The organism is Syntrophobacterales bacterium (assembly GCA_019429105.1).
GTDB lineage: Bacteria > Desulfobacterota > Syntrophia > Syntrophales > UBA5619 > DYTH01.
Genome location: JAHYJE010000010.1, coordinates 61,281 through 81,368, shown reverse-complemented (window position 1 = coordinate 81,368; position 20,088 = coordinate 61,281). Strand labels below are relative to the sequence as shown.

Genomic DNA, 20,088 nt, shown 5'->3' with positions numbered 1-20,088 from the left:
CATACAATAAGCACCTGTTTCGTCCCAATACTTATCTTCACAAATGGTGGGCCAGACGTTCCGGCGTCACGTTCCGGCATATCCTCAAGCAGCTTTCTGTGGAATCTAAGCTACGTGATTTTTATACTCCGGGAGGTCTTGAAGGACTGACCATCCTTGATCCGATGATGGGAGGGGCAACAACCCTGCATGAGGCCATTCGGCTTGGTGCCAATGTTATCGGCTATGATGTGGATCCGATACCCGTCCTGCAGGCCTGCGCCTCGTTGACCGAAATTAGCCTTGAAGAAAAACAGGCGGCTTTTAATGTATTTATCGAAAAACTTGACCGGAAATTGTCCCCATATTTCGAAACTTCATGCCCGGATTGTTCCGAAAAAAGCGATATGCAATTTTTGCTTTATGGCCTCAGAAGGAGAATAGATGGGAAAGAGACAATTATTGTTGATTCTTTCACACTGCGAGTGGAAACAAACGGGGACAAAAAAACCATCCACGATTTCTATCCTTCCTTGGAAGTCAAGCGCGGGGACCAAACATGGCCCTTGATCGATAAGGATGAGGCCAAAAAGAATGGAATAAACGATAAAAATGCGGAGATTATGAATATTCCCTTTGCAGACCGCTATGTTCCCCTGATCATGATGGGAAAATGCGCTCATCATGGTCAATTTTTCAAGGCGCCTGAAGCCAGGGATTTTCAGAACATCGCTATCGCAGCATTACAGGCAACCAGCCTGACCCTTTTCAATAATAATGGATTTAGAGTTCCTCAAGGCCCAAAATCAAGCGATCTAATCGCCAGGGGAGTGACGAATTTTTATGAATTGTTTTCTCCCCGGCAACTCCTCTATCTGTCCGAGGCAAAACGGTGCATTGACGAAGCAGCTCCTGAGCATCGGCTGTGGCTGGCGCTGCTCGTATCCACATCTTTGGAATTTAACTCCCTGCTGTGTGGGTACAAGGGTAGTGATCAGCGAAGACCAGGGGCCATACGCCACGTTTTTTCTCATCACGCCTATTCCTTTCCCTGCACGGCATTGGAGAACAATCCTGTCTTTAAGGCAAAAACGTCCGGTACGCTGCGCAATTTATTTGAGAAGCGCATTTTAAAAGCCGGAATATGGGCCCAGGCGCCGGTCGAACGGCGCTGGTTGAGCGCCAAGTGGGAGAAGGTCATTATCGACGGCGAGTTGGATGTGGGTCAGGAATGCGATAGTATTGATAAATTTACCGGGACAACGCGTTCCTTCATGGTCAGGCAAAATGATTCCTCTATACTGCCCCTGCCCGATCAATCCATTGATTATGTTGTCACCGATCCTCCTTATTTTGATAATGTCCAGTACAGCGACCTGTCCCATTTTTTCCGCTGCTGGCTGCGCTGGTTTCTGCCTGACCAGGCCAACTGGCAATACCAGCCATTACTGTCCGCTGTTGCCGAATCCAATGATAATGAAGCGAAATTTGGCGATATCCTTACTAAAATCTGGCAGGAATGCCACCGCGTTCTTGTCAGGCCACACGGCCGGTTGATCTTTACTTACCATCACTGGCGGGCCGCTGCCTGGTCACAACTTACCTTTGCCCTTGCCAGTGCGCATTTTCGGTTGATGAATGGCTACGTCGTTCACTCGGAGAATCCGATTTCTGTCCACATCAGAAGCCTTCGCGCCCTACAGCACGATGCTATTCTCGTGTTGAAACCTTGCGAGGATGACGATACAAGACGTTGGGAAAAGCCGGAAAGGATACAGATGGACGACAGTGAGTTCTTCTGCCGTGGATGTACACAATATTTGGGCTGGATACTGGAACATGATTTTGATCATGAACAGATACGTCTTGCATGGAAAGACTTCATCGGGAGCGACTAATGGCTAAATACCCTTCAGAGATTTTCGGTTGTTATCTGCGGAACGTGTCACCGGAAGCCGAAGAGATGCGGAGAAAATTCTGGTGTCCGTTCCATGAATCACCGTGCTACAAACAGAGCCGGCTGATCGATTATCCCTTCGGCGTCTGCACTGCCCACGTGGGTGGGCAGGAAATTGCCTTATGCCCCCGGCGTTTTCTGGAGAATAATACAGTATTTTCCCTTTATGATCTTAAAGAAAACGGCATACATCTCGAGCTGGTTCCAACAAGGATGTTCTCCTCAACGGTGGACGCCCTGTTTGACGCCTTTCGCAGGAATGACGATATTCCTCCGGTAGAGAAATTTGTGGAACGGCTTGAATCAAAACTGAGCGGCGATATGAAAATAGCCCTTCATTTGAGTCGTAACAAAGCGCCCGTAAAGTTCGACGCCCCCAAACCCGGGGCCACAGGCCGAGTGCGAGAGCTATCAAATGAATTCAGCGACTGATGCTCTATTAAATTGCATTTTCTTGACTTCAGGACTGTAAAAATATAGTAAAACCTCGCCGCCGAGTAGGTACGCTGTGAAATCAAGATTAATGTTCATAATATAGTTCCGAAATTAAAAGTGTTACAAGGTACTAGTGGCTCGGCTATCTTTCGTACTCGAACGAGCATTATTATGGCGCTGAGGCCTTGGCCGCTTATCGGAACGATCCACAGATCAACTTTGTCTATGCCCACACCAGCGGTCATGCGACGGTAGAAGATTTAAAGACTTTTGCCGGGGCGCTGAAGCCGAAGATGCTGGTGCCGGTGCATACGGAATACGGGGATAAGTACCGAGATCTGTTTTGTAATGTGAAAATTGTTGCGGATAATCAGATTCTGGACCTTTGACTATTGGAGGTGGAAACGATGACTTTGCTTCAACAGATTGAGGGACATTGGACGAATCAGGCAGACGGCATAGCAGCCAAATGGGCCAAAAAGCTTAAGGACAATGAAAATACGGTCAGGGAGTCGGCAAAAAAATTTCATGAGTGGCACCCTCTCCATGTCTACCTGTCCGTTACACGGGCAATGAATGCGAGTATATCTTTTTCATTACGCTACCAAGGCCAGGAAGTGGGAAGTCTCTCTGTGAACGGTGATGATGTACATCTCGTGATTTCATCCAAAACTGCCGAAAACAACAAGGAATACTTTGGCATCATCAACAAACCGGGGAAATTTCTTTGGCGAGGTAAAGATGCCGCTGAGTTCAGGAAGCAGTTCAAGAACCTCAATCGTCTTAATGGAAAAGGCAGAGTTCCAGAGCACAGAGTCGAATCGGAGTTCCTGAAGCAAATGGCCGATCATACAAGCGGAAAATTTGCTGGAACGCTAAAAAATATCCAGCCAGTTTTGTGGGCCGGCTGCCCTTTTCAGTTTCCACTTCCCATTTCTGGAAATACCGGTGTGCCAAAGCCCGGCAAAGGGAATATCGATATCCTTGCCCGGCGGCGCTCCGGTAAGGAGACAAGGATTTCCATCTGGGAGCTCAAAAAGCCTGGCACGACGGCCCACGCGATTGAACAGGCTTACATCTATTCGGTAACGCTCATTAAGATGCTGCGATCAAAACCCTGGGGTGATTTTTGGTACAAAAACATCATCGGATTCAAAGGAAAGGTGCCGGACAGGCTCAGCATCGAAAGTGTTGTTGCCGTAAGCATCAAGAGTGAGCGACAACGAAGTGCTTTCACCTCAAAATTGCAGAAGTTCAAGGCAGATAACTCTCTCCAGGTTGGGAAGGAGAAGGATACGATAAAGCTCTATGTGGCTTACTATCAGGAAGGCCCGCCAATGGTAATAGATATGAAGGAGATATGAAAATGGATTACTTCTTGAGAAGACGGAGATAACATTTTCATGAGCGAAATTGAATTCTGGATAGGTGTGGATCTGGACGGCACGCTGGCCGAATATCATGACTGGATCGGAATCCATCATATCGGGAAAGCGATCACGCCGATGGTTGAACGTGTTCAGCGCTGGATAGGCGAGGGGAAAAATGTCAAGATATTTACCGCACGGGCTTCCGCTGGTCCGGCGGCGATCGAATTCATTCATGCCTGGCTTGGCAAACAAGGGCTCCCCAAACTCGAAGTAACCAATATCAAAGACTCCGGCATGATGGAATTATGGGACGACCGCTGCATTTCTTTCAGTTCTCTGATGACATCCCGCCAAGATATTATGTCAAGATATTATTGACATCCAATTCTCTTCTGCTTATACTGAGCATCACAAAGGCAAATTGGCAATTTATTGAGATTTTTTCAACAAATAGAGAGCGCGGCCTGACCAGCGACGAAATCCGCAAAAAGCGCCGGCTCCATGAGCCGAAGATGGAAATTGAAATCGTCAAGGGCACAGTCAAGAATCAAAAGCATTAAAGACTATGAACTTGCGATCTAATCCGATTTCCATGAATGCATATCCTTTTTCAAGAAGGGAATAGATGAATGCCCACGATACTTCGAGTTGGACCATATCGATTTTTCTTCTATGCCGGTGATCATGGCGAGCCTGTTCATGTGCATGTCGAACATGATGATAAAATTGCAAAATTTTGGCTTGAACCTGTAAGATTAGCCAATAGCGGTGGCTTTAACCGGCTGGAATTATCGGGAATATTCAAGATAATTGAAGTGAATGTGGATAAAATATTGGAGGGGTGGCATGAATACTTTGGCGATTGAAATTATAATGCCGGTTGCAGAAAGTGTATCGGTAACAGATGATACACTGAGTGTTAATCTTAGTGATGGCAGAACCATTTTAGTTCCCACTGCCTGGTATCCCCGTCTGCTGTGTGCTAAGCCGGAGGAACGAAATAAATGGCGGCTGATTGGAAGGGGAGACGGGATTCATTGGGAAGATATTGACGAGGACATCAGCATAGAAGGTCTATTGTCGGGAAAACAATCTGGGGAAAGCCAGACATCATTTAAAAATTGGTTTGGGGCAAGGCAAGCACGCAAAACACCCATAAGGGCAGCGGGCGGCTAATCGCCGTCGCAGACCGCTGCGCAGGCCAGGATTGCAAACCTTGAACTTGCCGCCTTAGGCGAAGCGGAAAGTACCCGTTATCGCGAGACAAGTCCTATCAACCGGGCGCTTCCAAGCTTTGCTGTGGCAAAGGATATTCTGGTGTATTCTGCTGATGAAGTTGTTCGCTGGAGTAACTCTTTGAATCATGTGATATCCAGTCCCTTGCGGGATGGGAGGGAATTATATGTGCGACCTTGATCATGCCCGGCAGATACTGAAAATAGCCAAGCGTTATCTGAAAGCGCTTGGCGGGATGTTGGATCCCGATACCTTTGCGTATGAAATTTTCGGTTTTCATGCCCAGCAGACAGCGGAAAAAACCTTGAAAGCCTGGATATCAGCGCTTGGTGGAAGTTACGGGTTGACGCATGAGCCTTGGGCTCTTGCTTAATTCATTGGAAACGTTGGGGACTGATTGCTCCAGCTTCTCAGATCTTCCAGATCTCACGATATTTGCCGTACATTTCAGATATGACGATGCAGGCGATGATTCTGGATTTCCGGAGTGTGAAGAGGTGCTTGGGAAAATTTCCACTCTTGTGACTCATGTTGAAGGTGCATTATGAGAAAAATAGCCATAATTCGGAATGTTGAAGAGACACAGCGGATCGCGGGGGGCCGATGCGATCCAACTGGCGGTCTTCGGCGGGGGCAAGGAGTTGCTTGCAGCATTGCTAACAAGTTTGCCTGTTCCCTTCAGCATTACGCATGGCTGGCGCAGGGGTGAAAAAACCTCTAATGATGCCTGGCGAAAATCCATCGCCAATTTACGGAGCCGCATCTTAGCAAAATAAGAGAGATCAGAAAATGGTTGCAGGAAAATATAAACTGTTAATATACGAAAAGATCAGGGAGTAAGTTAAGTCGCCGGAAAAGAGCAAGGTGCCGGCCTGGCGTCTATATCGGTGGACTTGTTTTGAGGTGCATCCGGAGAAGTTGACGCCATGAAATCAAAAATCCGCTCCCAACTCCGTGAAATCGAAACCAACGAAAATGTTCGGATTGTCTATGCCTGCGAATCAGGCAGCCGGGCCTGGGGCTTTCCATCCGCCGATAGCGATTATGATATTCGCTTTTTGTATGTTCATCCCTTGGAATGGTATCTGTCAATCGACGTCACCCGCGACGTCATCGAACGACCGCTTCAGGATGGATTGGATATCAGCGGCTGGGATCTGAAAAAGGCCCTGCGGCTGTTCCGCAAATCAAACCCGCCGCTTCTGGAGTGGCTGGGCTCTCCCATCGTCTATCTGGAGGAATATTCGACAGCGGAAAGTATGCGTTCGCTATTGCCTGATTACTATTCCCCCACGGCCTGCCTCTATCATTATCTCCACATGGCGCGAGGAAATTACCGGGAATATCTTAAGGGCGACGTGGTGTGGATCAAAAAATATTTCTACGTCCTGCGCCCCATCCTGGCGATGAACTGGATTGAGCGAGGGTGTGGCGTCGTACCCACGGATTTCAGCATCCTGATTGATAAGCTGGCCTTGGAGCAGCCGGTCGCACAGGAGATCGTCCACCTTCTGACGGCTAAGCGCGCCGGGATGGAACTGGACAGGGGGCCGCGCATTGAAACCTTGAGCCGCTTTATCGCGGATGAACTTGACCGCTGGGAAAAGAGCAGCGTCATTAATCAGCAGCATCCAATCAACACCGGCACACTGGATGAGCTTTTCCGGGCAACGTTGGCTCTGGCATGGAGCACCGTGCCGAAGAAGGAGCGCAATGGAAACGATCAATAATACTCCGGTCGATGAATTTTATGATCTGTTGTCGGGGACTCATTTACGACGCCCTCAAGGCCAAAACGGTGATTTCAGCCTTCTTGACGGTTGAATTCGACATTCATGACTACATGGGGTAGGCAAATCGGTCGGCAAGACGAATGTGACCGTTGTTCTTGCGGATGAACGGGGAAAGTTGTGGAGCGGGGTGAATGCGTTGAAACGGGTCCTTGTGCAGGAGTGAATTGACCTCACGCCAGATTGGACGGCTTTCGGCTTTTTCAATTCCAACTTAAACTTCATTTTATGAACATTAAATTGCATTTTCTTGACTTCAGGACCGGAAAAATATAGAAAAACCGCGCGACAATGCGGAGGTACTCCGAAATCTTTTTGATTCCGGCATGTTTTGAGTATTTCGAAAAAAAAGTTTAGTCTTATAATATGGTTGACTGGAGAATGTAATGGAGAATGGTTTACTGGCAAAGACGTTTGAGCCCCGCGAAGCGGAGCTGAAGTGGTATCAGTACTGGGTGGAACATGATCTTTTTCATGCCGAAGACAAAAGCGACAAGGAACCGTTTGCGATCGTCATCCCCCCGCCGAACGTGACCGGGATGCTGCACATGGGTCATGCTCTCAATAACGTACTTCAGGATATATGCTGTCGTTACAAGAGGATGCAGGGTAAAAACGTCCTCTGGATGCCAGGCACCGACCATGCCGGCATTGCAACGCAGAATGTCGTGGAGCAGCAGCTTGCCAAGGAGGGACTGACCCGTCACGACCTGGGACGGGAGAAGTTTATTGAGCGGGTCTGGCAGTGGCGGGAACAATCCGGCGGGGTTATTATCAATCAGCTCAAGCGTCTGGGCTCTTCCTGCGACTGGGCGCGGGAGCGCTTCACGATGGACGAGGGGCTCTCGAAGGCGGTCCGCGAGGTATTTGTCCGCCTTTACAACGACGGCCTTATCTACCAGGGCAATTATATCGTCAACTGGTGTCCCCGCTGTCTTACCGCCATTTCCGACCTGGAGGTCGAGTATCATCAGGAAGGGGGAAATCTCTGGAACATCCGGTATCCGTTTGTCAACGGGGAGGGGGAGATTGTTGTAGCCACCACGCGTCCGGAGACGATGCTCGGAGACACGGCGGTTGCCGTCAATCCGAACGACGAAAGGTACCGGCAGCTTGTCGGAAAAGAGGTCATACTGCCGCTTGTCGGGAGAAAAATACCAATCATTGCCGATGATTACGTGACGATGGAGTTCGGCTCCGGCGCCGTCAAGATCACCCCCGCCTCCGATCCCAATGACTTTGCGATGGCCGGGCGGCATGGGCTGGCCATCATAAAAATTATGGACGATAATGCCGTGATCAACCAGAACGGCGGCGTTTATGCCGGTCAGGATCGCTACGAATGCCGGAAGAACATCGTCCGCGATCTGGAAGAGGGCGGATTTCTCGTCAGCGTCGAGCCTTACAGTCACAACATCGGCAAGTGTTACCGGTGCAAGACCGATATCGAGCCGGCCGTATCGAGGCAGTGGTTTGTCAAGATCGAGCCGCTGGCGAAAAAGGCGATTGCCGCGGTTCAGAATGGCAGTATCCGAATTATTCCGAAGGGGTGGGAGAATACCTATTTTGAGTGGATGAACAACATCCGCGACTGGTGCATCTCCCGGCAGATCTGGTGGGGGCACCGGATTCCGGTCTGGAACTGCGATGCGTGCAAAAAAACGATAGTCTCCGTCCATGATCCTGACCAATGCCCGCACTGTGGAAGCGCCAAGCTCCGCCAGGAGGAGGACGTCCTCGACACCTGGTTCAGCTCCGGGCTTTGGCCGTTTTCCACGCTGGGCTGGCCCGCAAAGACCGAGTTGCTCCAGACCTTTTATCCCACCTCGCTTCTGGTCACCGGTTTCGACATCCTGTTTTTCTGGGTCGCCCGGATGATGATGCTGGGGATTTACGTGATGGATGAGGTTCCTTTCCGGGATGTCTATCTGCACGCCCTCGTCCGGGATGAAAACGGCGACAAGATGAGCAAGTCCAAGGGAAACGTCATCGATCCGCTGGAGATGATGGACAAGTTCGGAACGGATGCCTTCCGCTTTACGCTGGCCGCCTTCAGCGCCCAGGGGCGGGATGTCCGGATGTCGGAAGAGCGGATCGAGGGGCACAAATTCTTCGTCAACAAAATCTGGAATGCGACCCGGTTTTCGCTGATGAACCTTGAAGACTATGAGGCCGGCAGCTTGGTGCCGGCAGGCGACCTGTCGCTTGCCGACCGCTGGATAAAATCCCGGCTGAACCGGGCTGTCTCCGAGGTGATTTCCAGCCTCGACGACTATCGGTTTAACGATGCGGCGGCAGCGGTCTATCAGTTTATCTGGCACGAGTTCTGCGACTGGTATCTGGAGCTTGCCAAACCGGCGTTGTACGGAAATGTCGATCCCGCAAAAAAGTTGGCGGCTCAAGCGACCCTGCTTTTTACGCTGAAGACGGCGCTGAAGCTCCTGCATCCGTTCATGCCTTTTGTTACCGAGGAAATATGGCAGGCGCTGGGTGCGGATGGAAAGTCCATCATGACCAGCGATTTTCCCAAGGCTGATGGAGGCATTGACGATCCGGCTGCAGAAGGCGAGCTGGAGATGATCCGGGAGGTGATAACGCGGATCCGCAATATCCGGGGCGAGATGGCGATTGCGCCGTCTCTGAAGCTTACGGTGCAACTGACGGCCCCCTCTTTGCCGCTCCGGGAAACGCTGGAGAAGGGGCGTGCCTATATCGCAGGCCTGGCCAACCTCCAGAGTCTGGAGATCTCGGACGAGATCGCAGAGCCGAAGGGAGTGGCCACGGCGCTAGCCGGTCCGGTCCGCATTTATGTCTTCCTTGCCGGGACCATCGATATAGAGGGAGAAAAAACCCGTCTTGCCAGGGAGATCGCCAAGGTCGAAAAGGATCTTGGCGTTGTCGGTAAAAAACTTGCCAATCCCGATTTCCTTGCGAAAGCGGCGGCGGAGGTGGTCGGCAAGGAACAGGCGAAGCTGCGTGATTTTGAGGAGAAGAAAAATGCGCTCGGCACGGCTCTGAAGAAAATCATTGAACTTCAGGAAAATGTATAAACCACCATGCCCGAAGCTGGCACAACGAACGATGAAAATCCCCCCTTGCCCCCCTTTGGCAAAGGGGGGATGGGGGGGATTTTCATACAAATGCAGTATGCCGAATCGATTGGCGCAGCGTAATCGGCAGTGAAAAGTCGGAGGGCGCTACGGCTTCTGCCTGCTGGCGCCGCCGGTTCCGGGCAAATAACAGGCATAAGGAGTGAACGTATGTGGCCGCGCTATGCATTAAAGGATTTTATCAGGAGCGCCCTTGCCGAGGATGTCGGGGCCGGCGATATGACGACTAATGCCGTGCTCACGGGACGCGAAAACGGGGCGGCCGCGGCAACCGCCAAGGATGATCTTGTTCTGGCCGGGATCGAGGTTTTTGGCGAGGTTTTTTTGACATTTGATCCGACGCTGATTTTTTCTCCCCGGAAGCAGGACGGGGAAAATGTCGCAAAGGGCGAGATTATTGCGGAAATTTCCGGGTCGCTGGCCTCCATTCTGACGGCGGAGCGGGTTGCCCTTAACCTGCTCCAGCGGATGTGCGGCATAGCGACCATGACGCGTCGTTTTGTCAACGAGGCCGCCGGGACCAAAGCCAGAATCATCGATACGCGCAAAACCGTTCCGAACCTGCGCGCGCTGGACAAATACGCGGTGCGGGCCGGGGGTGGCTTTAACCACCGGTTTGCCCTTTATGACGGGGTGCTGATCAAGGATAATCACATTGCCGCGGCGGGCGGAATAACCGCTGCCTTGAAGAAGGCGCGTGCATTTATTCCCCACACGCTCAAGATCGAGGTCGAGGTCAAGGACAGCGCGGAGCTGCAAGAGGCGCTTCAGGCCGGGGCAGATTCGATACTCCTTGACAACATGGATGTTTCCGGGATCGCTGCCGCAGTCGAGATTGTCCAGGGCAGGATTCCCCTGGAGGCGTCCGGCAACATGACGCTCGAGAGGATTCGCCAGGTAGCGGAAACAGGGGTTGATTTCATTTCAGTGGGGGCCTTGACCCACTCAGTTCGGGCTGCCGACATATCTTTGAATATAGTTGAAACGGCTGGCCAAGGTCGGTGAGCACAAAAAAGGCGGCGTTCATGGGTGAATCCGGACTGGACATATCCTCGTTGAGAGAGCGGCTGCGTGGTTTCAAGACAGGCTTTCCTCTTTACTATTTTGAAAATGTCGATTCCACAAACGCTGTTGCAATGCGGCTTGCGCAGGAAGGGGCAGCAGAGGGGACGATGGTGCTCGCTGATTGCCAGACCGCCGGCCGAGGGCGCCTGCAGCGGGAATGGCAGTCTCCTGCCGGGTGCAACCTTTATTTTTCCCTTATTCTCCGTCCGGGAATTGCAATTGCCAAGGCGGTCCAGATAACTTTTCTGGCGGGTGCTGCGGTTGCGGACACCATCGAGACCTTTTGTCCGGAAGGCGTCGAGAGCAAATGGCCCAATGATGTTTTGATCCGCAGTCGCAAGGTGTGCGGCGTTCTGTCGGAGCTCAGGACGAAGAATGGAAGGATGACGGCAATCGTAGGCATCGGCATCAACGTAAATATGAAAAGAGACGATTTTGCCCATGAATACAGGCAAATGGCCACTTCGCTTTTAGAGGAGACCGGGCGTCGGCACTCCCGCGAGGAGGTGCTGTGCAGTTTCTGCACCAATTTCCAGCGCTGGTATGAACTTTTTCTTGGCGAGGGATTTGGGCCGATTCGGCAGAACTGGCTTTTCCGAACGAAAATGGTGGGGAAAAACGTCAGGATTCTTTTCGGTACCGAGATAAAAGAGGGAGTTGTCTCCGGCCTGGACGAGGATGGGGCGCTGCTGCTTGCCGGCGCGACAGGCGCCGTCGAGAGGATAATCGCCGGCGACGCAACAATCATAAGGGAGTGAGGACATGCTTCTGGTTATGGACGTGGGAAATACCAATACGGTGCTTGGCCTCTATGACGGCGAAGAACTGGTTCACGACTGGCGGATCAGGACGGTTATCGACCAGACCCTGGACGAATATGGCATCCTGATTCTGAACCTCTACAAAAACAGCAAAATCAGTTCCAAGGCGATAACGAACATCATTATCTCCTGTGTTGTTCCCCCGATGCTTAACATTCTGGAACCGCTCTGCCTGAAATATTTCGGGATAAAACCCCTGATCGTCGGTCCCGGGATTAAAACAGGAATGCCGATTTTCTACGACAATCCCCGGGAGGTCGGCGCCGACAGGATTGTCAATGCCGTTGCCGCCTTCGAGAAATACCACAGGGAAATGATCGTTGTTGACTTCGGTACCGCGACGACCTTTGACTACATATCGGCCAAAGGCGAATATATGGGAGGGTGCATCGCTCCGGGCGTAATGATTTCGAGCGAGGCGCTCTTCGAGCGGGCCGCGAAGCTGCCCAGAGTTGAGCTTTGCAAGCCGCGTCTTGTCGTCACCAAGGATACCGTAAGCGCGATGCAGGCGGGGATTATGTACGGTTACGCAGGCCTCGTGGATGGGATTGTGGAGAGGATCATGGCGGAAATTGATTCGGCGCCCCTCGTTGTGGCGACTGGGGGGCTGGCAAGGCTGATTGCCGGAGTCGCGCGAAGCATCGAGGTCGTGGATGACATGCTGACGATCGAAGGATTGCGCATTATCTTTCAGCGAAATATGAAAAAAAGCGATGCTTAATGTCGGTCTGACGGGGGGGATAGCGAGCGGGAAATCAACGGTTGCCCGGATACTGGTTGAAAAAGGGGCGCTGTTGATCGATCTGGACGAGCTGGCCCATGAGGTGGAAGCGCCCGAAGGGGAAGTCTGGAAAAAGATTGTACACCACTTTGGGGAAGGGGTGCTGAGTGCGGAGCGAACGATCGATCGCCGGAAGCTGGGGGCAATAGTTTTTGCCAATCCCGCCCGGTTGAAGCTGTTAAACCAACTGGTTCACCCGGCGGTTTTTGAGGCATGGCAGGGGCGTCTGCGCGAGCTGCGCCAGGCAAGCCCCGCGGCTATCGTCTTGTCGGCAATCCCGCTCCTCATTGAATCAGGCATGGTGGATTTGGTTGATCTTGTCCTTCTCGTCTATCTTCCGCCTGAAAAACAGATAGCGAGGCTGATGCAGCGAAATGGCTACAGCCTGCAGGAAGCAAAAGAGCGAATTGCCTCTCAGATGGCGCTTGAAGAAAAGATGCGCCATGCCGATATTATTGTCAATAATGAGGGTTCTGAAGAGGAAACGGCAAGAGAGCTCACCAATATCTGGGAAGAGTTAAAAAAGAGAGAAAAGGAGGTAGGCTGATCCGTTCGTGTGTGCTTTATGAGCACTATGGTGCAAATAACGCACTAAATGTGTATCGCCTGATCTCGACCAGCGCGCCTTACTCTCTTCAAAATAGCGCAGATGCGACTGGCTTCTGTTAATCATATTATCAATATTAAACTTCGTTTTCAGATAATCGTCATCATTTATAAGTAAATCAGGGCGTCTTTTGAATATTGGCACTTGTATTGCTTATTAACTTTCGATCATTTATGAGCAAGAGAGTATTGTACTCCATTACGCTGTGGTTTAACGTAGTTCAGAAGAAACCTTGCGGGTTGCTGGTTCTGATCAATTACGGTATTCCGGGAAGGGTAGTGAAGCGAAGCGAGTGCTTCCCCCTGTTAATGGGATGCCGGTTTTTATTTTTATTTGAATTCAGGAGGTAGGTATGGCGCGACTGCACGAATATCAGGGTAAGGCGTTGTTTAAAAAGGCAGGAATGCCTATTCCCCGGGGGGATGTCGCCAAAACGCCCGAAGAGGCGGCCAGCATTGCCGAAAAGATTGGGAAACCGGTTGTTGTCAAGGTTCAGATCTGGACGGGAGGACGCGGCAAGGCGGGAGGGGTGAAATTTGCCGACACCCCCGCGGAGGCGAAAAAGGTTGCCGCGGAGCTTTTGGGGGCAACGATAAAGGGGCTTTATGTGGAAAGCGTGCTGGTCGAGGAAAAGCTTGCCATCGACCGGGAGTATTATGCGGGGATTATCGTCAATGCCAGCGCCGATGCCCGCTGTCCGGTAGTGATGTTCTCCACGGAGGGCGGCATGGACATCGAGGCGGTTCCCCACGACAAGATAGCCTTGATGAACGTTGATGTGATCAGGGGCTTCAGGATCTACGATGCGCTTAATCTTGCCAATAAACTCAATGTGCCGAGCGCCCACATTGCCCAGGTTGCCAAACTCATGGTTGGACTCTATGAAACCTTCAAGAATTACGGGGCGCGTCTGATTGAAATAAATCCGATGGTAGTCACGAAGGCCGGGAAGGTGCTCGCCAGCGATTGCCGTATTTCTATCGACGATTCCTCCGTCATTCGTCATCCCGAGCTGGGTATCGATGTCGCCCGCGAGGCCTCCACGCCCCCGACCGAACTGGACAAGATTGCCTGGTGGGTAGAGGAAAACGACCTGCGGGGCACCTGTTATTTTGCCGAGATGAATAATGAAATAACGGATAAAGAAGTGGTCGGCACGATTGGCTACCACGGCATGGGTGGCGGTGGGGCAATGCTGGGAGTTGATGGACTGAACAAGCAGGGTTTGAAGGTTGCCGATTTCGCCGATACCAGCGGCAATCCGCCCGCCTCAAAGGTTTATCGCGCGGCGAAGCTGGTTTTTTCTCAGCCGGGGATTGACGGATATATGCTGGGCGGCTTCATGGCGGCCAATCAGGAGCAGTGGCATCACGCCCACGGGGTAGTCAAGGCCCTGCGTGAGGAAATGCCCAAACGTCCCGGTTTCCCGGTTATTCTGCTTTTGGCGGGAAATAAGGAAAAGGAGTCGCTGGAGATCCTGCGCGAGGGGACAAAGGACCTGAAGGCGCGCATCCGCATCTACGGCGGAGAGCGCGTCTATGATACCGTCGGGCTTGCCGCGGAGATGAAGGAAATGGTTCTGGAATACAGGAAGGAACAAAAGGGGTAAAGGAGGCAGCCCATGGAATTTCAGGAAAAAACAATAAAAATCATCATCGATGAGATCAAGTGCCGGGATTGCGCGACTAAGGCGTGTATCGCGGCATGCAAAACCTATGCGCGGGGGATTCTGGTTCTGACGGAAGCCGGAATTCCGTCTGTCAAGGGAGACGCCTTGCGTCTGGGAACGGAGTGTTTGGCCTGTGAATATGAGTGCAGAGTCAGGGGTAACGGCGCCTTGACTATCGAGGCGCCGACGCCGGGGTTGGAAGAGTACCGGCTCAAGATGGGAATATCTTAAATCCAGGAAGGTGGTGAAAATATGGCTATCCTGCTTACGAAAACAACAAAGGTGGTGGTTCAGGGGATCACCGGCCGGGAAGGGTCGATGCGCGCCCGATTCATGAAGAATATGGGGACGAATGTCGTTGCCGGCGTTACCCCCGGTCGCGGCGGCGAGGAAGTTGAGGGAATCCCCGTTTACAATACGGTGAAGGATGCGGTCAAAAATCATGGCCTGTTCGATGTATCGGTGACCTTTATTCCGGGGACGGGTTTGAAGGATGCCGTCTTCGAGGCCCTCGATGCGGATATCAAGTGGATCGTCATGCCGGTGGAGCGCGTGCCGCTGTACGATATCCTCGAGATGGTCGCCTATGGGAAGCAAAAAGGGGCGATGCTCCTGGGCCCCGGCTCGATCGGGGTAAATTCTCCCGGGGTGGGCGCCCTGGGCTGGCTGGGGGGATCGGTCGAATTTGCGACGCAGCATTTCGTTCCTGGCCACGTAGGCGTTATCTCCCGGAGCGGCGGGCAATCGGGAACGCTTCCCTATGTAATCCACCAGGCAGGATTCGGCGTCAGCACAGTCATCCATGTCGGCACTGAACCGGTGACCGGGATGTCGTTTGCCGATGTGCTGCCGCTTTTTCAGGAAGATCCGGATACGGATGCGATGGCGATTTTCGGGGAGATGGGGGGCCATCACGAAGAGGAAGCGGCGCAGCTGGTCCGTTCCGGAAAGTTCACCAAACCGATTATTATTTACGTTTCCGGGGCCTGGGCGCCCGCCGGGATGAAATTTTCCCACGCCAGCGCGATCGTCGAGCGGGGAAGCGGTTCCACCCAGGACAAGATTACCAGACTTAAAGAAGCGGGCATTATCGTTGTGGACAACCCCAATGAAATTCCCCAGAGGCTCAAGGAACTCAAGCAACAGGGAAAACTGAGATAAACAACTTATAAACGAAAGGAGCAATTATTATGACAGTAATGAGATCGGTATTTTATATCCCCGGCAACAACGAAAAGATGGTCGGCAAGGCGCCGGAGACCGGCGCGGACATTGTTACCCTCGATCTGGAGGATTCCGTTCCGCCCGCCGAAAAGGTGCGGGCGCGCGAGGTGGTAAGGGAGAATCTGAAATTTGCCGGAACCGGCGGCTCCAAGGTGTATGTCCGGATCAACAACTGGGAAACCCTGATGACCAATGACGATCTGGAAGCGGTTGTTCATGAGGGGCTCGCCGGCGTCTGCCTGGCGAAAACCGGCGAGCCGGACAATGTAAAGCGTTTGGACTGGAAACTCGAGGAGCTCGAAAGAAGGCGCGGCATTCCGGTTGGAACAGTAGCGATTCAGCTTTTGATCGAGACGGCCAAGGGGATGATCCATGCATACCATTCCGCCGTTGCGAGCAAGCGGGTCAACTCCCTGATCTTCGGGGCGGTGGATTACACGAAGGATATGCGGGTGAAACTAACCTCCGAGGGCACAGAGCAGCTTTATGGCCGTTACTTTACCGCCGTGGCCGCCCGCGCCGCCGGTTGTGTTGCGATTGACTGCCCTTTTGTCGATTTCAAGAATATGGAGGCGTTTGAAAAGAGCGTTCTCGAAGGTCGGCAGATGGGGTATGAGGGAAGAATGCTGATCCATCCCAGCCAGATTGAGCCCTCCCACAAGCTTTACATGCCTTCCGCCGATGATGTCGTCTGGGCAACCGGCGTCGTGAAGGTATTCGAGGAAGAGGGCCTTGCCAAAGGCGCCGCCGCTGTTTCCTTCAACGGCAAGATGGTTGATACGCCGGTCTATGATAATGCCCGGCAGATTCTGGCGACGATGAAAGAGATTTCCGAGATGGAAGCAATGCGCAAGAAGTAATGAGGGCGACGGAGTGATTTCTTTTAGGATACGAAATAATAGCCGATTGGGCCAATGTTTTTTCCCCCTGTTCTATCGGGAAGGAACGGCTGTTTGGTAAAGAGGGGCGAAGTGATACTGGTTATTTAGTTATCGCTTCGCTCTTTTCCAATTCAACGCAGCAGGTTATGTTGGTATGTCGCTGATTGTTCATAGGGCTTCTGTGTTCAGGGATAACGGGCTCGCAAAAAGTCGCAAATTCCCTCCCCCGTGCAGGGGGAGGGGCAGGGTGGGGGTGATAAGGGGCTGTATGTCCGGATGTAATTTTTCCCCCCCCTTAATTCCCTCCGTTGGGGAGGGGAAAATTGACTTCTGATGAGTTCATCAGGGATGGCTTGTAGCAAATGACCTTAAGAGGGATCGTCATGGAAAAAGAAAGAATCATTACCGAACTGGAAAAAATAGTCGGAAAAGACGATGTGCTGACATCGGAAATGGAGCTGCAGATATACGGCTATGATGCCTCCCTGATCAAGGGGAAGCCCGACTTTGTAGTTATTCCGGAGTCGGCGGCAGAGGTTTCCCATATCGCGCAGTTCGCCCATCAAAATGATATTCTGTTGATTGCCCGCGGTTCCGGCACGTCGCTGAGCGGTGGTCCGGTTCCGAGCAAGGGCGGCATCGTGATGCTGATGACCAGGATGAACCGGATACTGGAAATTGATCTCGAAAATCAGCGGGTTGTTGTAGAACCGGGGGCAATTACGCTTGATATCAAAAACGCAGTGGCGAAACTCGGTTATCTCTATCAGCCGGATCCGGCGAGTGAAAAGGCGACGACAATCGGTGGGAATCTGGCGGAGAATTCCGGCGGGCCGCTCTGTTTCAAATACGGCGTTACCAGCAACCACGTGCTTGGCGCCGAGGTGGTGCTGGCCGATGGCCAGATAATCAAGCTCGGCGGAAAAGCACTCGACAATCCCGGGTTCGATCTGATCGGTCTGATAACCGGTTCCGAGGGCACACTGGCGATTGCCACCAAAATCATTTTGCGCATCATGCCGAAAAACGAAGCGGTCAAAACGCTGCTCGCTATTTTCAATACCGTTGAAGACGGGGCCAATACGGTGTCCGGGATCGTCAAGGCGGGAATGGTGCCGGCGACGCTGGAGATGATGGATAATGTGGCTATAAACGCCGTCGAGTCCTTCTTCAAGATAGGACTGCCGATTGATGCGGCGGCGATGTTGCTGATTGAGCTCGACGGTTTGCAGGATGGGTTGGGCAGGCTTGCGGAACAGGTTGTCGCTATTTGCAAGGCAAATAATGTCCGCGATGTAAAGCTGGCGAAAACCAATGCGGAGCGCGATCAGCTCTGGATGGCGCGCAAGGGGGCCTTCGGCGCTACGGGCCGGCTGCGGCCGAACTATCTTGTCAACGACGGCACTGTTCCCCGGACAAAACTTCCCGAGACGCTCCGGCGCGTCGGCGAGATTGGCAAAAAGTACGATGTCCAGATAGCCAATGTGTTCCATGCCGGCGACGGCAATCTGCACCCGCTTGTCCTGTTTGATGAAAGGGACAAGGATGAACTGGCCAGGGTGCACAAGGCTGCCTTTGAGATCATGCAGTTATGCGTCGAAATGGGGGGAACGATTACCGGCGAGCATGGCGTCGGGGTGGAAAAACTGGCCGCTCTGCAGTTGCAGTTTTGTTCAGAGGATATCGCCGCGCTTGCGAATGTCAAGATGACCTTTGATCCTGAAGGCGTCCTGAACCCCGGCAAGCTGAATCTGATGGCAAGTGAAGCCTGCGGAGCAAAGGAGATTGCTTATGCCGAGAACTGATAATCATGTTGATGTTTTCCGTGAGATTGTCGGAGAAGCCAATGCTGTCGCCGATCAGGACAAACTGAAGGCCCTGGCGGTGGATGGCGTTATGCCCGGGTTGATCGTTTCTCCTGGAACAATTGCTGAAACGTCAAGGGTCATGGCTGCCGCCCACGGGCTTGGTCTGACAGTGCTTCCCACGGGAGGCGGCACAAAGATGTCGCTGGGCGGCATCCCTAAAAGGGCTGACTTGCTCCTCTCTACGAAGAGGATGAACGGCTATGCCGATTACGATATTGCCAATCTCACCATTGAAGTGGAATGCGGGGCAACGGTAGCCGAGGTACAGGCAAAATTGAGCGCGGAAGGCGAGGGCTATTTCCTGCCGCTCGATCCGCCCCATTCACAGAAGGCGACGATCGGCGGGGTTGTCGCAACTAACTCCAACGGGCCCAGGCGGCTTCTCTACGGGGGGCTGCGCGACATAATCCTGGGCAATACCGCGGTGCTTGCCAACGGGGATATCGTCCATGCCGGCGGCAAGGTGATGAAAAACGTCGCCAGTTACGATCTGACCAAGCTGATGATCGGTTCCCTGGGATCGCTGGGGTTGATCTGTCGGACGACCTTTCGGATTTATTTGAAGCCGGAGTCGGCGGCAACCCTTTTTCTTGCTTTTGCCAGCCTGAAGGATGCCGACGCGTTTTTCCACAAGGTGCTCCCGTCGTTCTACTACCCGGCGGCGCTGGAACTCATGAACCCCGCAACAGTCGCCGCGTGCCGGGGAATGGTTCCGCTTTCCGGCAATTACATCATCGCTGTCGGGCTCGAAGGGATCGTCGAGGCGGTGGAGCGGCAAATCGCCGATATGACGGAAATGGGCCTCAAGGCAGGGGCGCAGGGAACGAGCTTGCTCAAAGTTGACGGGCATCGGGATTTCTGGATTGCGTATGGTGATTTTACGGATGAATTGACGAAGAACCATCCCGATCTGGTTGTGCTCAAGGCGAATTTTGTCATTTCCCGAGGGACGGAAATGATGGCAGACGCGGAAAAGGTTGCGCAAAAAGCGGGGTTCGAATGCGCGCTTTCGTGCCATGCCGGAAGCGGAATCCTTACCACGGCGATTCTGACCGGCCGGGAGGCGGGGGCGAAAAAGGAGGCGATCGTTAAGCTAATCGGGGAGATGACCGAGGAGGCAGTGAGAAACGACGGGAATCTCGTTGTGGAAAAAGCTCCGCGCTTTATCAAGGAAAATGTGTCGGTCTGGGGAAAGATTGGCGATGATGTCGGACTGGCAAGGGGGCTCAAAGAAAAATTCGATCCGACCGGCGTTATCAATCCGGGCCGTTATGTCGGCGGAATATAGAAGGCAG

General features: G+C 52.5%; 20 protein-coding genes. All 20 read left to right on the top strand.

Features of this window, described 5'->3' with window-relative positions:
- The coding region (locus K0B01_05230; GenBank protein ID MBW6485539.1) for a hypothetical protein at positions 1-1,877 on the top strand (1,877 nt) is incomplete at its 5' end.
- Positions 1,877-2,368 (top strand): hypothetical protein, encoded by a 492-nt coding sequence (locus K0B01_05225; protein ID MBW6485538.1) that lies wholly within the window; start codon positions 1,877-1,879, stop codon positions 2,366-2,368. The genes K0B01_05230 and K0B01_05225, both read left to right, overlap by 1 nt.
- 188 nt (positions 2,369-2,556) lie before the next feature.
- The gene (locus K0B01_05220; GenBank protein MBW6485537.1) at positions 2,557-2,760 is read left to right on the top strand and encodes a hypothetical protein; all 204 of its coding nucleotides are present in this window, start codon (positions 2,557-2,559) and stop codon (positions 2,758-2,760) included.
- Positions 2,761-2,778: 18 nt separating this feature from the next.
- Positions 2,779-3,735, top strand: a complete 957-nt coding sequence (locus K0B01_05215; GenBank protein MBW6485536.1) for a hypothetical protein — start codon at positions 2,779-2,781, stop codon at positions 3,733-3,735.
- Positions 3,736-3,774: 39 nt separating this feature from the next.
- Positions 3,775-4,119 carry a hypothetical protein gene (locus tag K0B01_05210; protein MBW6485535.1) on the top strand — a complete coding sequence of 115 codons (345 nt, stop codon included), beginning with the start codon at positions 3,775-3,777 and terminating at the stop codon, positions 4,117-4,119.
- 251 nt (positions 4,120-4,370) lie between these two features.
- Complete coding sequence (locus K0B01_05205; protein ID MBW6485534.1) at positions 4,371-4,607, top strand: DUF4160 domain-containing protein; 237 nt, start codon at positions 4,371-4,373, stop codon at positions 4,605-4,607.
- Positions 4,608-4,614: 7 nt separating this feature from the next.
- Entirely contained in the window at positions 4,615-4,917 is a 303-nt protein-coding gene (locus K0B01_05200; GenBank protein MBW6485533.1) for a DUF2442 domain-containing protein, read from the top strand.
- Between the two features lie 226 nt (positions 4,918-5,143).
- Complete coding sequence (locus K0B01_05195; GenBank protein MBW6485532.1) at positions 5,144-5,350, top strand: HEPN domain-containing protein; 207 nt, start codon at positions 5,144-5,146, stop codon at positions 5,348-5,350.
- 553 nt (positions 5,351-5,903) lie between these two features.
- Positions 5,904-6,707 (top strand): nucleotidyltransferase domain-containing protein, encoded by an 804-nt coding sequence (locus tag K0B01_05190; protein MBW6485531.1) that lies wholly within the window; start codon positions 5,904-5,906, stop codon positions 6,705-6,707.
- 446 nt (positions 6,708-7,153) lie between these two features.
- Complete coding sequence (locus K0B01_05185; GenBank protein MBW6485530.1) at positions 7,154-9,817, top strand: valine--tRNA ligase; 2,664 nt, start codon at positions 7,154-7,156, stop codon at positions 9,815-9,817.
- Positions 9,818-10,027: 210 nt separating this feature from the next.
- A complete protein-coding gene (nadC, locus tag K0B01_05180) occupies positions 10,028-10,882 on the top strand; it encodes a carboxylating nicotinate-nucleotide diphosphorylase (GenBank protein ID MBW6485529.1) in 855 nt (284 codons plus the stop codon).
- Between the two features lie 20 nt (positions 10,883-10,902).
- Complete coding sequence (locus K0B01_05175; GenBank protein ID MBW6485528.1) at positions 10,903-11,700, top strand: biotin--[acetyl-CoA-carboxylase] ligase; 798 nt, start codon at positions 10,903-10,905, stop codon at positions 11,698-11,700.
- A gap of 4 nt (positions 11,701-11,704) precedes the next feature.
- Complete coding sequence (locus K0B01_05170) at positions 11,705-12,484, top strand: type III pantothenate kinase (protein ID MBW6485527.1); 780 nt, start codon at positions 11,705-11,707, stop codon at positions 12,482-12,484.
- Positions 12,477-13,091, top strand: a complete 615-nt coding sequence (gene coaE / locus K0B01_05165) for a dephospho-CoA kinase (protein ID MBW6485526.1) — start codon at positions 12,477-12,479, stop codon at positions 13,089-13,091. Before K0B01_05170 ends, coaE begins: the two co-directional genes overlap by 8 nt.
- Positions 13,092-13,503: 412 nt before the next feature.
- Positions 13,504-14,760 (top strand): acetate--CoA ligase family protein, encoded by a 1,257-nt coding sequence (locus tag K0B01_05160; protein ID MBW6485525.1) that lies wholly within the window; start codon positions 13,504-13,506, stop codon positions 14,758-14,760.
- 12 nt (positions 14,761-14,772) lie between these two features.
- Complete coding sequence (locus tag K0B01_05155) at positions 14,773-15,051, top strand: hypothetical protein (GenBank protein ID MBW6485524.1); 279 nt, start codon at positions 14,773-14,775, stop codon at positions 15,049-15,051.
- A gap of 21 nt (positions 15,052-15,072) precedes the next feature.
- Positions 15,073-15,981: a succinate--CoA ligase subunit alpha gene (locus K0B01_05150; GenBank protein MBW6485523.1), complete on the top strand. Its 909-nt coding sequence runs from the start codon at positions 15,073-15,075 to the stop codon at positions 15,979-15,981.
- Positions 15,982-16,010: 29 nt separating this feature from the next.
- Entirely contained in the window at positions 16,011-16,904 is an 894-nt protein-coding gene (locus K0B01_05145) for a CoA ester lyase (GenBank protein ID MBW6485522.1), read from the top strand.
- A gap of 404 nt (positions 16,905-17,308) precedes the next feature.
- Positions 17,309-18,730 carry an FAD-binding protein gene (locus K0B01_05140; protein ID MBW6485521.1) on the top strand — a complete coding sequence of 474 codons (1,422 nt, stop codon included), beginning with the start codon at positions 17,309-17,311 and terminating at the stop codon, positions 18,728-18,730.
- A complete protein-coding gene (locus tag K0B01_05135; protein MBW6485520.1) occupies positions 18,717-20,081 on the top strand; it encodes an FAD-binding oxidoreductase in 1,365 nt (454 codons plus the stop codon). Before K0B01_05140 ends, K0B01_05135 begins: the two co-directional genes overlap by 14 nt.
- Positions 20,082-20,088: the final 7 nt, after the last annotated feature.